This is a genomic window from Oceanobacillus senegalensis, from assembly GCF_900176885.1.
Classification (GTDB): domain Bacteria; phylum Bacillota; class Bacilli; order Bacillales; family Amphibacillaceae; genus Oceanobacillus; species Oceanobacillus senegalensis.
Map to the genome: position 1 here is coordinate 2747170 of NZ_LT839648.1, position 13862 is coordinate 2761031.

Genomic DNA, 13862 nt, shown 5'->3' on the forward strand with positions numbered 1-13862 from the left:
AATGTGTGGGTTTCCTCAAAATATAGTATAATATTCTAAAAAATAATTTTTAATAGATAGAAAACGTTTACAAAATTAAAAATATAGTTTATAATATAAATCAATAAATCATTAAGGATTTTCTTATACAATCCTTAAACCTACTAATAAGTTACTGCCTAATCTGTTCGCATTCCTTTTCCAGGTCTGTTCCAACAGATATAAGCCAGTTCAATGTAATTTACAGAATATCTGTAATTTATTTGAACTGGCATTTTTTTATTTTATATAGTCGTTAAATAACAATAAAAAGAGGTGAACGTATGCCTGGAGCACTTGAAAAAATTCGTATTCTTGATCTTTCAAGAGTATTGGCTGGTCCCTATTGTACAATGATTCTTGGTGATTTAGGAGCTGAGGTTATAAAAGTAGAAGCTCCTGGAGGTAGTGATGAGACTAGGAAATGGGGCCCCCCTTTTCAGAATGATGTCAGTGCCTATTACCTTAGTGCTAATCGCAATAAAAAAAGCATTACCGTGGATCTAAAATCTGATAATGGAATTAACACAATTAAGGAACTCGCACAAAACAGTGATGTTGTAATAAACAATTTTAAAACAGGAACGATGGAGCGGTTCGGAATTGGTTATGACACTCTTTCCCAGCTAAATCCTCAGCTTGTATACTGTTCAATTACTGGCTTTGGTGAAACAGGTCCATATAAAGATATGCCTGGTTACGATTTTATCATTCAAGCGATGAGTGGATTAATGAGCATAACTGGAGACGAACAGTCCGGCCCCCAAAAACTTGGTGTTGCTATCACTGATGTCTTAACCGGTTTGTATGCTTGTATTGGCATTCAAGCTGCCTTACTAGAGCGGACGCAATCAGGTAAAGGGCAAAAGCTTGATATTTCTTTATATGACTCCGCCGTTAGTTCACTCGTGAATATTGGAAGCAATTATTTAACGTCTGGACAAATACCTAAACGTCTTGGAAACGAACATGCCAACATCGTCCCCTACCAAACGTTTCCAACAGCTGATGGAGAAATAGTCATTGCGGTAGGTAATGATAACCAGTTCCATAAGCTATGCCAGATTATTGGAAGGTCTTATCTAAGTAAAGATCAACGTTTTTCTACCAACCCCGAACGAGTAAAGCATCGAGAAGTATTAGTCCCACAATTACAGAAGGCTTTTTTATCCAAGCCAAGTGCTTATTGGCAAAAGAAATGCCAAAAAAATAAGATACCCTGCGGTCCCATACAAAATATAAAGGAAGTCACTCAAGATCCTCAGCTACGAGCAAGGGACATGTTTATTGATTTCCATCATCCAACAGCCGGTGCTATTAAAATGATTGGAAGTCCACTCAAACTGTCACGAACACCTATAACAGTGAGGCATCACCCACCAAATGCCGGTGAACATAACCATGAATTTATTACTAATAAGGATAGCGAGGAGAGGATATAATGAATTTTGAGTTTACAGAGGAACAAGAATTACTACGCAAGACGGTTAGAGAGTTTGTAGATAAGGAAATTATGCCTTATATGACGAAATGGGACCGGGAAGGAAAATTTGATCCTAATATTTATAAACGATTGAGAGATCTAGGACTAATGGGGGTCTGCATTCCTGAAACCTATGGCGGAGCTGGAATGGATTATAATTCACTCGCCATCGTATGTGAAGAGTTAGAGCGTGGAGATACCGCTTTTCGAACCGCAGTTTCTGTCCATACTGGATTAAATAGTATGACCTTACTCCAATGGGGAACAGAGGGACAAAAACAAAAATATCTAAAACCCCAAGCAGAAGGGGAAAAACTCGGTGCATTCGGTCTAACGGAGCCAGGAGCCGGATCTGATGTTGTGGCATTACAAACAACGGCTGTAAAGGATGGAGATTTTTATCGCTTAAATGGCCAAAAAACCTGGATTTCTCTATGCGATGTTGCTGATCATTTTATCGTATTTGCCTACACCGGCGACCGTTCTGAAAAACATAGAGGAATTTCTGCGTTTATCGTAGAACGCACATGGGATGGCTTTTCATCAAAGGCTATCAAAGGAAAGCATGGCATACGTTCTGGTAATACTGGAGAATTATTTTTTGATGATGTGAAGGTCCCTAAAGAAAATCTTCTAGGTAAAGAAGGGGAAGGTTTTAAAATTGCCATGTCTGCTCTAGATAATGGGCGCTTTACCGTGGCAGCCGGCGCTGTTGGTCAAATCATGGCCTGCCTGGAAGCAAGCGTAAAATATTGTGAGGAGCGTAAAACTTTCGGAAAGGAAATTGGCAAACATCAGCTGGTTCAACAAATGATTGCCAAAATGGAAGCTGGACTACAAATGAGTCGTCTACTCGTTTATCGTGCGGGGGAGTTAAAAAATCAAGGCAAACGGAATACGAGAGAAACCTCCCTTGCAAAGTGGCAGGCATGTGATTTTGCCAACAAGTCCGCAGATGATGCTGTGCAAATCCATGGTGCGTACGGCTATTCCGATGAATATCCAGTCGAACGCTATTTACGTAATTCGAAGGCCCCAGTTATTTACGAAGGAACACGTGAGATTCATACCATCATGCAGGCTGAATATGTATTAGGCTACCGAAAAGATAAACCTTTGAATCGAATGTTGCCCGCTTGGGAATCGGATGATTAAATAGAATATATAGAAAAAGGACCTACCATTTATGGATGGCAGGTCCTTTTGGTTAGGTTGTGAATCTTGTTAAATATTAGATATCGGGCTTGAGATACTCTTATCGGCTTTCCTCTCATCTTTTAGCTTCCTTCTCCAACATACCCCTCATATTGTTTCTGCAAATCCTTCAATGCGGATACTAACGCATTCCCCGCTTTTCCTAAATAATGCCGTTTCACTATCTGAATAGGTGCCTCAATCCCCTCTTGAAGACTGTGTCCTCTAAGCAATCGTTGAACAAAATCACGACCATGTTCCGTTGCTAGTGTACAATTTGCGGCGACAATTACACCATACTTTTTATCAATTTCGGCTGTGATGGTTAACGTATCATAGATGCTTTTTGCTGCCATTCCTGATGGGAGTCTAGCATGCCCTGCAATGAATACTGTTTTCATTTTATTCAGATCCCTTCAACTAGTTTACTAATTTACGATTTCTCCTCTATGACTACTCCCCGTTTGGCCATTTCCTTGATATACGTATTACCCGGAACAATTTTCTCTGGTGGGAAAACGCCTCTATCTATTATAACACCGCTACCTATCATTTGAGCAACAACTGATATCGTATTAGCAGTTGCACGTGCCATTGCCGTTACTTTCGTTGTTCTATCTTTGTAGGTTACCATTTCAAATGGATAGGTTGCTGATTTACCGTCCAACACACCAGAAACAATAACACGTAAAAGCACGACATCATCCTTATCCCCTAACTCAACAATCGGATCAAGCACTTTTAAAAAAACTTCTCTTGGATTAATCTTTTTTCCATTAACATTCACATCATAATCCTTACGAGTTAAATTTAAATCAACGAGTAATTTAAATTTCTCTGCATGACCCGGATATCGTATCGTTTTGTATTCTAATTCCTCTAGAGAGGGATACGAAAGAGATAGTGTAGATGTCCCTCCTGATGTATGAAAAGCTTCCAATGGAGCGAATCTCTCAAAATGAACCTCTTCTATTTCCGATAATGACGGGATTTCCTGTTTCATTCCATCCCTAATAATCAATGCAGAATCCGTATAATGGTCAAACACCCCTTCCATAGAAAAAACATGATTATATTCAAATGGAGGAGTTGGCCGTAAAGGGATTCCTCCAACATATAATTTTATTGATTTTACACTATCTAGTTTACTAGCACCATAGCCTGATAATATATTTATCATGCCTGGTGCCACCCCAAGATCCGGTATCAAAGTAACTCCAGCTTTCTTCGCATCATCATCCAGATCAAGCACCTTATCTGTTATATGACCAATATGCCCCCCTAAATCCACTGAATGAACTCCAACACGAATCGCCGACTTCGCTACCACCTCATTAAAGGAATAAAATAAGGCATTAATAATAACGTCAAACTTTTTCATGAAGCTTTCTAACTCTTGTCTTTTACTTGCATCTACCCGAAAGGCTTGCAGCTTAGAAGATTGCAAGGAATTACATACCGCTACCGCTCTATCCATATCCACATCAGCTAAGCCAACAGCCGTAACCCCTTTACTTTCCACTAAATCACGAGCTGCTTCCTTTCCCATTAAACCAGAACCTAAAACACCTACTTTCATTTTTATCCCTCCAGTATTACTAGTGTTGTCTTTTATCGGAGAATGAGGGGCGGTAATCCATGAACATCTATTTGGAATATTGTAGCTAAAGAACAAATCTAAAAATATGCTACTCTACATCAATCTGCGCTCGCTGTAATTTTCCACTATAGTCCACATATATTGCCTTCCACTCTGTAAATACATCCAACGCCTGAACACCAGAGTCACGATGCCCGTTTCCTGTTCCTTTTGTTCCACCAAATGGCAGGTGAATCTCCGCTCCAGTTGTACCAGCATTTACATAAACAATCCCTGTATCTAAATCACGTTGGGCTTGAAAAACACGATTGACATCTCGAGTAAAAATAGAGCTTGATAGACCATAAGATACGCCATTATTAACTTCAATCGCCTCTTCAAAGCTTTGAACAGGAATAAGTGAGACAACTGGTCCAAATATTTCTTCTTGTGCAATGCGCATCGTTGGCTCTACATCTGTAAATAAAGTTGGTATGAAAAAGTTTCCACCCATATAATCCGTTCCAGATAACTCATATCCACCTTCGAGCAATGTAGCTCCTTCTTTTTTACCAATCTCAATATAATCTTTTATCTTCTCTAGCCCTACTTTATTTATAATTGGACCAACCTTAATCGTTTCATTTAATCCATTTCCTATGGTTAGATGCTGCATTTGCTGAAGTAGTTTTTCCTCTAGTTTTTCTTTTACTGCCTCATGCACAATAACACGGCTACATGCGGTACAACGCTGCCCACTAGTTCCAAAGGCACTCCATAAAATCCCTTCAACCGCTAAATCTATATCCGCATCATCCATCACAATGACAGCATTTTTCCCTCCCATCTCTAAGGAGACCTTTTTCAACTTTCTGCCACAGTCTGCTGCAATATTCCGACCAATGTCATTAGATCCAGTAAAGGAAATCACACGAATATCATCATGATGTACCATCGCGTTTCCAACCATTTGACCGCTACCAAATACAACATTTATGACTCCATTAGGTAACCCCGCTTCCTCAAAAATCTTCGCCAATTCGTACGCCATGATTGGTGTTTCTGTTGCAGGTTTCCAAATTACAGCATTACCCGCTACAATCGCAGGAAATGACTTCCATGTCGCAATAGCAATCGGAAAATTCCATGGGGTGATAATCCCAACAACCCCAACTGGTGCTCGCTGGCTCATAGCAAATTTATTATTTAGTTCAGCAGGTGTCGTCTGGCCAAATAAGCGTCTACCTTCTCCAGCCATATAAAATGCCATATCAATCCCTTCTTGCACTTCACCTCTAGCCTCTTCCAGCACCTTTCCATTTTCCATCGTAAGTAACTGGGACAACCGTTCTTTTCTTTCCTTTAACAATGTTCCCACCTGGTACAAAATTTCTGCTCGCTGTGGTGCCGGAACTAGTGCCCATTCCTTTTGCGCCTTTTTCGCTGCTGCCACTGCATCATCTACACTGCCTGCATCAGAGAGCGGTACGTCAACAATCTCCTCACCTGTAGCTGGATTTATAACAGCAGTCGACTTCCTAACATCTACCCATTTTCCATCTATAAAATTAGATAACTTCGTTGTATCCAATGAAACGGCCATGGAATAATCCCCCTTTGAAACTACTAATTTCCCTTTTGAATTTGTTCAATTGTCCTTGAAACTGATATTTGCTCCTTCCCTGTCATTATTTCAATGACAGCCAGTTTCTCTTTACCTAAGACTTGATTGAGTGTTTTTTCAAATCCTTCTGGAGTTGATACCTGGTAACCCGTTACTCCCATACTTTCTGCTAATTCCTTAAATGATACAGCTCCTAAATCTGTGGCAATCACCTTCCCCGGATAATGCATTTCCTGATGCATACGGATGGTACCATACATATTATTGTTAAAAACAAGACATATGATAGGAATTTCAAACCTTACTGCTGTTTCTAATTCCATTACAGTCATCATAAAACCACCATCTCCGGATAAGGAAATGATAGATTTATCAGGAAAAGCTAATTTAGCTCCAAGTGCTGCAGGCATCCCATAACCCATTGCACCTGATGTTGGTCCAATATACGTATGTTTTTGGGTAAAGGAATAATAGGCATGAAGCCATCCAGCAAAATTTCCAGCATCGTTTGTTAATAAACTATCATCCGGTAACTTTTTCTGTAATAGATCAATGACATGCTTATTAATCGGGTCATCTGTAGATACTTTTAATTTACTAGCCTCCTCATAAGCATTTCTTCTCCTCTTCGCCCATGTTTTCCATGTTCTGTTGACATAAATATTTTCTAATAACAGCAACGCTTGCTCTATATCAGCAACAATGCCAACATCAGGAGCACTTACTTTTCCTAAGGTCCCATCATGGATGTCAATGTGAATCAGTTTCTTATCTGGAGGAAGGATGGAATAGTTTTGTGTCGTCACCTCGGATAACCTAGTTCCTAACGCCAAAATAGTATCCGCTTCATAAACAGTCTCTTGAATATTCGGATGAGTACCTAAACCAAGATGACCAACATACAATGGATGATTATTTGGGAAAATATCATGACGCCGAAAAGAGGTCATAACGGGAATTCCCCATTTTTCAGCACAAACCTTTAAATTATCCTCCGCCTGCGCACTTTTCACCCCACCACCAGCAATGATTAACGGTCTTTTCGCATGGGATAATACCTTTTCAACACTTTCTATTTCCGTTTCGGATGGAGCAGGTTTTGGTCGTGGAGTTACAGGACCAAAGCTTATTTCTACTTCTTCATTCAATACATCTTCAGGCAAGGAAATAACTACCGGTCCGGGTCTTCCTGATTGAGCAATTCGAAAAGCACGTTGAACAATTTCTGCAGTTCGTGTTGGATCATTTAATTCCATTGTCCATTTTGCCATGTGCTCGAAATGCCTATCTAAATCAATCTCCTGAAATCCTTCTCTCCCCTTAACTTCTCTTTTCACCTGACCTAAAAAGACCACCATTGGAGTGGAATCCTGATACGCGGTATGAATGGCAATCGCAGCATTACTCCCACCAACAGCCCTTGTTGCAAATACAACGCCAGGCTGAAAGGATGCCTTAGCATAACCTTCTGCCATAAAACCAGCGCCACTTTCATGCCTTGTCGAGATCACCTGTATCGAGTCCTCGTCATATAGAGCATCAAGTACTGACAAATAACTTTCTCCTGGGACACAGAAGACGTAACGAATAGATTCTAGTTTCATGCATTCCACAATGGCAGAGGCGGCAGTCATTGTTCTCCTTCCTACATATCTATTCATATTTCATCCACCTCATTCATTTTCCATAGCTTAAGTCTTCGGATTACTTCATCTAGGCGATTTAAGGTAACAGTTAACGCAATACGAACATACCCCTCTCCTTTTTCCCCAAAGGCAATTCCCGGTGTCACCATAACCCCTGTATTATCAAGCAATTCGTTTGCGAACCCCATTGAAGTGTAACCAGCTGGAACTTTTACCCATAAAAAAAAGGTACCTCTAGGCTTTTGTGTAGAAAAACCTAACTTCTGTAAAGCGGCATAGAGTTTTTCGATTCGTTTCTCATAAATACGATTGTTTTCTTGTACCGTTTGAAAATTACTCTCTAGCGCTACTTGAGCTGCTTTTTGAATGGCTAAAAACTGACTTGTATCTATATTGCTTTTTAAGGTTGCTAAAGATTGAATGAGATCCTTATTACCAGCCACATAACCAATCCTCCAGCCAGACATATTAAAACTTTTCGATAAGGAACCAAATTCAATTGCATATTCCTTGGCATTAGGTACTTCCAGGATGCTTGGAGCTTTATAGTCTTTACATGTAACCAATTGATAGGCAGCATCATTAGTGATGACAATTGAATGTTTTTTTGCGAGTGTTATAGCTTTATGGAAGGTATTTACATCAATCGTTGCAGTTGTGGGGTTATTTGGATAGTTTAGAAGCATTAACTTTGCCTCATCGGCATCATCTGTAGAAATGTTGTCAAAAAGTGGTTCATAATTCTTATTTAAAGGCAAATCAATCTTTTTGCCACCTGCTAAGTAAATTCCAGTTTCATAAACGGGATAAGAAGGATTCGCAATCAACACCTTATCACCAGGATTAATGACCGCCTGAATAAGGTTTACGATCCCCTCCTTACTGCCAATGAGTGCTAGAACTTCCTTTTCAGGGTCTAGTGAAACTCCATATTGATTTTTATAGAAAGAGGCTACTGCCCTCCTATATTCCAAGCTTCCACTATATGTGGAATACCGATGATTATTTGAATCCTTCACCGCTTCAGACAATGCCTGACAAATAAAATCTGGAGTCGGTAAATCCGGTGCACCGATCCCTAGATCAATCACATCGACACCTTTAGCTTCAAGTTGTTTTTTCTTTTGCTGAAACACGGAAAATAAGTAAGCTGGTAAATCTCTTACTTTATTGGAAGCAAACTGCATTTCCCATCCCCCTCTTTTTAGACTGTTTTCTTTCGTATCTTGTTATTTTTTTGTGTCGGTGTAAACTTTTTAGATAACAGCCTTGCCTTGAGTAAAACCAATTCTATCGAGTGAACATACGTATACACTACATTTTATTCAGCAAATGACAAAATATAATCTTAAAGTAAACCTAAAAATACGATAAAATATATTTAGTTTTTAATAGGAAATGCATATGTTATACTTATGGAATTGATATCATCAAGAAATTCAAGAAGGGATTTATTTTATGCAACGTAAAAAACAACAATGGTCTTCGAAAATTGGATTTATCCTATCCTCAGCAGGGGCTGCCATCGGTCTTGGTGCTATATGGAAGTTCCCATATATGACTGGTATGAATGGTGGGGGGGCATTTTTCTTACTCTTTATCGCGTTTACCGTGATTATTGGCCTGCCAATTTTAATTGCAGAATTTATTATTGGTAGAGGAGCTGGTAAGGAAGCAGTTAAGGCTTATAAAACCCTTGCACCGAAAAGCATCTCTTCCATGATTGGTTATTGGGGAGTAATTGGTGCATTTCTATTAATGTCCTTCTATAGCGTGGTTGGTGGATGGGTACTCCTATACAGTGCTTTATCCATACCGGGCATTATCATTCGAGAAGGTGCTAATTATCCAGATCTTTTTGCACAAATTACTGGAAGCCCTTGGATTACGATTCTAGGGTTAGCTCTATTTCTTCTTATAAATATAATCGTCGTTTCTTTTGGAATTCAGAATGGAATAGAGAAGGCAAGCAAGATTTTAATGCCACTGCTCTTTATCTTTTTTATTGTATTGGTTGGTCGTGCTGTTACATTTGAAGGAGCCATAGAAGGAATTCGCTTCTTCCTACAACCAGATTTCTCAAAATTAAATGCAGAGAACGTATTGTATGCCTTGGGACAATCCTTCTTTTCCCTAGCCGTTGGAATTTCGGTTATGGTTACGTACAGTTCCTACCTAGGAAAAGATATTAGTCTTCCGGCATCAGCTAGTTCAGTTTCCATCATGAATATCTTTGTTTCCCTATTAGCTGGCCTTGCCATTTTCCCAGTCGTATTTGCATTTGGTCTTGAACCAGCACAGGGTCCAGGATTATTGTTCATTGTCCTACCAGAGGCATTTAGCAGTATGCCATTTGGTGAAGTGTTCTTGAGTCTGTTTTTATTATTATTCTTGTTTGCTGTATTAACTTCATCCTTTAGCATGTTGGAGATTATTACAGCCGCATTTTCCAATAACAAAAACCGTTCTCGTAAGAAAGTAGCAAGCGTTGCTGGACTACTAGTATTCATAGCGGGGATTCCTGCCGCATTATCATCTAACATACTATCCGACTTTACAATTTTTGGTAAAACCGTATTTGATGCAACTGACTTTCTAGTAAGTAATATTATGCTCCCTGCTGGATGCTTGTTTATCGCTCTGTTCATTGGCTTTAAAATGGATAAAGCTTTGGTTAAACAGGAATTCACCTTAGGAAATCACTTAAATGGTGGGATATATAATATGTGGTACCAGATCATGCGATGGCTTGTTCCAGTTACCATTATTATCGTATTCCTATCTACTTTAGGGGTTGTGTAAATATTACTAAAATTTAGGACTTGAAAATTTTTATTGTCAACAAGCTAACTTCCTACATTTCATAAAGGTCTAACACTCTGTTTATATTTTTTATACCGGTGTTACATGTAAAATTCCACAACCTAGGTAAGGTTGTGGAATTTTTATCGGTTTAATCCCTACTGCTCATAATACGTATCAAATTATCAATTTTTTTAGTATATAGATATAAAAATTGGTAAAGTAATGGTTGTTGTAATTCAACTGTGTCATAATGATCATCAAGGAAATGATTAATAGGGACGGTATTCAGGGAATTATTTTAGGCTGTACAGAACTCCCTATGTTAATCAAAAATGAGGATTTATATATCCATTCATTAAATACAGCAGAAATTCATATTAATAAAATTATCGATACAATTTTTAACGAAGAATAATCTCATTCTTCAATTAGGTCCATAGTTATTCTTATTTCGTTTTATAATTAATTGGAACAAAAAAGAACTGCACCAAAATTGCTGGACGCAATTACAACAATCAGAGGTGCAGTTTTTGTATGTTCATTTTCTCTACTACATTAATCTTCATCAAACTGATAGAGCAATTCGTATTTTGTTTCATCAAGTAGTTCTGCCACATGGATACGTATACCATGTCCAAAGACAACCTCATCTTCTGTCATTGCAACAATCATGGCCTTTGTTTCATTTTGTACATCAAGATAAATATCACCAACAACTGGTTTTAGTGTATCATCGTTTTCTGCTAAGTAAGAAATTGATTCATCCTGTAATTGCTGCTCCTCGGGTACAAGCGACTTATCATAATACGCAATTTCCTGACTCGCTTCTGATTTGCCTGGTACCATCACAACGTACTCGTGATGTTTAACACCATTATCCCGAGTTGTTACAACATTGCCATCCTCGACGCTTTCTACCTTTTCGATTTCATTAAGCGAATAATGATCTAAAAAGTCTGGTGCTGGCTTAACAATTAAAATGTAATCACCTGGATTTGGTTTCGCATTACGATCGATTGTATACCGCTTTCCATAAAAAATAAATGTATCATTATGCTGTGGTTTATAAAGTTGTATTTCACTCGCTTGTGTTAAAACCTGTTGCATATCCTTTAAACGATATAAGTGAATCGAACGTTTAAACATTGGTTTCACGGAATACACTTTATGCAATTCATTCTTATAGAAAACAAATTGACCTTTCCTTACTTGAAATAGTTTCATAATGCTCCTCCTATTCGTTTCATATAATCGATTAATAGTATCAAAAGTAATAATTGCAAAATTCTACTAGTACCAGGCGAATTACGACTTCCTCCATCATATTGCCATAAACCGAAAAGTGAGTAAGCCGCCTCAAGACAATCTTAGTTTATTTTCCACTAAAATCAGGAAAATAAACATGGTTATAGAGATTTAGCCATTTTCTATTTCTTCAACTAATAAGGATAGCTCTTCCCATCGCTCCATTTTTGCTTCAAGCTCTGTTTCCACCTTTTGCTGGTCTTTATATAAATCCTGTACTTTTTCTGCGTTACTTCCCGCTTCAACAATTGCTGTTTGAATGTTTTCGATGCTCGATTCAAGCTCGGTAATCTCATCTTCAATCGTTTCCCATTCTTTCCTCTCCATATAAGATAGGCGTTTCTTTTGGTTCTTCGGTTTTGGTTTTTCTTTTACCTTTTCTTGATTAGCCTGTTGACGTTTGTCTTGTTCCTTCTTCTCTAAGAATTCACTATAATTTCCAAAGAATTGACCAATCCTGCCATTCCCTTCAAACACAAATAAATGATCAACGACCCGATCTAAGAAATAGCGGTCATGAGAAACCGTAATCACGACACCTGGAAATTGTTCCAAGTATTCTTCAAGTACTCCAAGCGTTTGTGTATCTAAATCATTGGTCGGCTCATCCAAAAATAAAACATTTGGTTCTGTCATTAAAACCCTTAACAAATATAGTCTACGGCGTTCTCCACCGGACAATTTACGAATATACGTATATTGCTCGGGCCGAGAAAATAAAAATCGCTCAAGCATTTGCTCCGCTGTAATGACTTGTCCATCTTTTGTGTGAATCACCTCAGCAACTTCCTTGATATAATCAATCATCCGTAAACTATCATCCAGTTCTTCATCACCCTGTGTATAATAGCCAATTTTCACAGTTTCACCAATTTCAATTTCTCCATCATCCACTTCTAATCGGTTAGCCATGATATTTAGTAAGGTTGACTTACCACTTCCATTTGGTCCGATAATGCCAATCCTGTCACCAGGGACAACTATGTGACTAAAGTCCTTAATCAAAGTTTTCCCTTCAAACGCCTTTGTAATATCTTTTAACTCAATGACTTTCTTTCCTAGTCTAGTGGAAGCTACTTGAAATTCTACATTCTGATTCTTGGTATCAAACGTTTTCTCCTTCATATCATGGATGCGTTCGATTCGCGCCTTTTGCTTTGTTGAACGTGCTCTTGCTCCACGTTTTAACCATGCAAGCTCCCGTCTCAGTGTGTTCTTATGCTTTACTTCGTTACTAGCCTCCAATTCTTCACGTTCCGCCTTCTTTTCTAAAAACAATTGATAATTGCCTTCATAACTGTAAAGGTTTCCTTTATCAAGTTCAAATATTTTATTAGTTACTCGATCTAAAAAATAACGGTCATGTGTTACAAGAAGTAAGGAGCCTTTATACGTTTGTAAATACTTCTCCAGCCATTCCACCGTTTCATTATCCAAATGGTTTGTCGGCTCATCAAGAATTAATAGGTCAGCAGGCTGAATCAATGCTTTCGCAATCGCCACTCGCTTCTGCTGGCCCCCAGATAATTCCACTACTTTCTTATCAAATTCAGTTATTCCAAGCTTGGTTAACACCATTTTTGCGGTTGTATTGGCCTCCCAAGCGTCTTCTTCATCCATCTTTTGCTGCATTTTCATAAGCTTGTTTTGCGCTTCAGGCTTTTCTGGGTCTTTCTGCAACATCAATAATGCTTCCTCATATTCCCGCATTAATTTCATATTGGCTGCTTCACCATAGTAAATTTGCTCAATGACTGTTAAATCAGGGTCGAGTTCTGGATCTTGTGCTAAATATTCAATGTGATAATCTTTCGGATGCTGGATGGTTCCCTTTTCAGCAGAATCCACACCTGCAATCACCTTTAAAAATGTTGATTTCCCAGTACCATTTACCCCGATGACACCAATACGTTCATTTTCCGCAATGGTACATGTAATATCACGAAATAATATTTTTTCTCCATATGACTTATATAAATTTTCAATGGTTAGCATAACTATCTTCCTCTTTTACTGAAAGTGTGTTTATTAGCTGATTAATTCTTCCCTTTTCTTTGACGTATTGCTTCTTTCACTATACCTACTATTAAGAATAACATCCAAGAAGTAACCAGATAGAAAATCAACTTACTACCTTGGTTCATATCATTAAAGAAGACTAACATGGCAAGCCAGATTACTGCAATCAATGCTAGTTGTCCTAATAGA

General features: G+C 38.4%; 12 protein-coding genes. 4 read left to right on the forward strand and 8 right to left on the reverse strand.

What is annotated here, in order from left to right; genetic code table 11:
• Positions 1-302 precede the first annotated feature (302 nt).
• Positions 303-1460, forward strand: a complete 1158-nt coding sequence (locus CAO17_RS13255) for a CaiB/BaiF CoA transferase family protein (protein WP_085993185.1) — start codon at positions 303-305, stop codon at positions 1458-1460.
• Positions 1460-2656, forward strand: coding sequence for an acyl-CoA dehydrogenase family protein (locus CAO17_RS13260; RefSeq protein WP_085993186.1), 1197 nt, complete (start codon positions 1460-1462; stop codon positions 2654-2656). The genes CAO17_RS13255 and CAO17_RS13260 overlap by 1 nt, the downstream gene beginning before the upstream one ends.
• 122 nt (positions 2657-2778) lie before the next feature.
• Here CAO17_RS13260 and CAO17_RS13265 read toward each other — a convergent pair whose 3' ends face one another.
• From CAO17_RS13265 to CAO17_RS13285, 5 genes are all read right to left on the reverse strand, one after another.
• The gene (locus CAO17_RS13265) at positions 2779-3096 is read right to left on the reverse strand and encodes a DUF3870 domain-containing protein (protein ID WP_085993187.1); all 318 of its coding nucleotides are present in this window, start codon (positions 3094-3096) and stop codon (positions 2779-2781) included.
• A gap of 32 nt (positions 3097-3128) precedes the next feature.
• On the reverse strand, positions 3129-4274 hold the full coding sequence (locus CAO17_RS13270; protein ID WP_085993188.1) for a saccharopine dehydrogenase family protein: 1146 nt from the start codon (positions 4272-4274) through the stop codon (positions 3129-3131).
• A 109-nt stretch (positions 4275-4383) separates the two neighbouring features.
• Positions 4384-5877, reverse strand: a complete 1494-nt coding sequence (locus CAO17_RS13275; protein WP_085993189.1) for an aldehyde dehydrogenase family protein — start codon at positions 5875-5877, stop codon at positions 4384-4386.
• A 23-nt stretch (positions 5878-5900) separates the two neighbouring features.
• Positions 5901-7559: a thiamine pyrophosphate-dependent enzyme gene (locus CAO17_RS13280; RefSeq protein WP_085993190.1), complete on the reverse strand. Its 1659-nt coding sequence runs from the start codon at positions 7557-7559 to the stop codon at positions 5901-5903.
• Positions 7556-8731, reverse strand: a complete 1176-nt coding sequence (locus tag CAO17_RS13285; protein ID WP_085993191.1) for an aminotransferase class I/II-fold pyridoxal phosphate-dependent enzyme — start codon at positions 8729-8731, stop codon at positions 7556-7558. Before CAO17_RS13285 ends, CAO17_RS13280 begins: the two co-directional genes overlap by 4 nt.
• A 271-nt stretch (positions 8732-9002) precedes the next feature.
• Between CAO17_RS13285 and CAO17_RS13290 the strand changes: the two genes are divergently transcribed.
• A complete protein-coding gene (locus CAO17_RS13290) occupies positions 9003-10346 on the forward strand; it encodes a sodium-dependent transporter (RefSeq protein ID WP_085993192.1) in 1344 nt (447 codons plus the stop codon).
• A gap of 253 nt (positions 10347-10599) precedes the next feature.
• Positions 10600-10764, forward strand: coding sequence for an aspartate/glutamate racemase family protein (locus tag CAO17_RS13295; protein ID WP_085993193.1), 165 nt, complete (start codon positions 10600-10602; stop codon positions 10762-10764).
• Between the two features lie 140 nt (positions 10765-10904).
• Here CAO17_RS13295 and CAO17_RS13300 read toward each other — a convergent pair whose 3' ends face one another.
• The 3 genes from CAO17_RS13300 to CAO17_RS13310 form a co-directional block, all read right to left on the reverse strand.
• Positions 10905-11573 carry a hypothetical protein gene (locus CAO17_RS13300; RefSeq protein WP_085993194.1) on the reverse strand — a complete coding sequence of 223 codons (669 nt, stop codon included), beginning with the start codon at positions 11571-11573 and terminating at the stop codon, positions 10905-10907.
• A 192-nt stretch (positions 11574-11765) separates the two neighbouring features.
• A complete protein-coding gene (locus CAO17_RS13305) occupies positions 11766-13649 on the reverse strand; it encodes an ABC-F family ATP-binding cassette domain-containing protein (protein WP_085993195.1) in 1884 nt (627 codons plus the stop codon).
• 41 nt (positions 13650-13690) lie between these two features.
• A complete protein-coding gene (locus CAO17_RS13310; RefSeq protein ID WP_245831846.1) occupies positions 13691-13843 on the reverse strand; it encodes a hypothetical protein in 153 nt (50 codons plus the stop codon).
• Positions 13844-13862: the final 19 nt, after the last annotated feature.

Excerpts from the sequence above, each read along its gene's own strand:
- CAO17_RS13255 (WP_085993185.1), top strand. The coding sequence starts at position 303 with ATGCCTGGAGCACTTGAAAAAATTCGTATTCTTGATCTTTCAAGAGTA.
- CAO17_RS13260 (WP_085993186.1), top strand. The coding sequence starts at position 1,460 with ATGAATTTTGAGTTTACAGAGGAACAAGAATTACTACGCAAGACGGTT.
- CAO17_RS13265 (WP_085993187.1), bottom strand. The coding sequence starts at position 3,096 with ATGAAAACAGTATTCATTGCAGGGCATGCTAGACTCCCATCAGGAATG.
- CAO17_RS13270 (WP_085993188.1), bottom strand. The coding sequence starts at position 4,274 with ATGAAAGTAGGTGTTTTAGGTTCTGGTTTAATGGGAAAGGAAGCAGCT.
- CAO17_RS13275 (WP_085993189.1), bottom strand. The coding sequence starts at position 5,877 with ATGGCCGTTTCATTGGATACAACGAAGTTATCTAATTTTATAGATGGA.
- CAO17_RS13280 (WP_085993190.1), bottom strand. The coding sequence starts at position 7,559 with ATGAATAGATATGTAGGAAGGAGAACAATGACTGCCGCCTCTGCCATT.
- CAO17_RS13285 (WP_085993191.1), bottom strand. The coding sequence starts at position 8,731 with ATGCAGTTTGCTTCCAATAAAGTAAGAGATTTACCAGCTTACTTATTT.
- CAO17_RS13290 (WP_085993192.1), top strand. The coding sequence starts at position 9,003 with ATGCAACGTAAAAAACAACAATGGTCTTCGAAAATTGGATTTATCCTA.
- CAO17_RS13295 (WP_085993193.1), top strand. The coding sequence starts at position 10,600 with ATGATCATCAAGGAAATGATTAATAGGGACGGTATTCAGGGAATTATT.
- CAO17_RS13300 (WP_085993194.1), bottom strand. The coding sequence starts at position 11,573 with ATGAAACTATTTCAAGTAAGGAAAGGTCAATTTGTTTTCTATAAGAAT.
- CAO17_RS13305 (WP_085993195.1), bottom strand. The coding sequence starts at position 13,649 with ATGCTAACCATTGAAAATTTATATAAGTCATATGGAGAAAAAATATTA.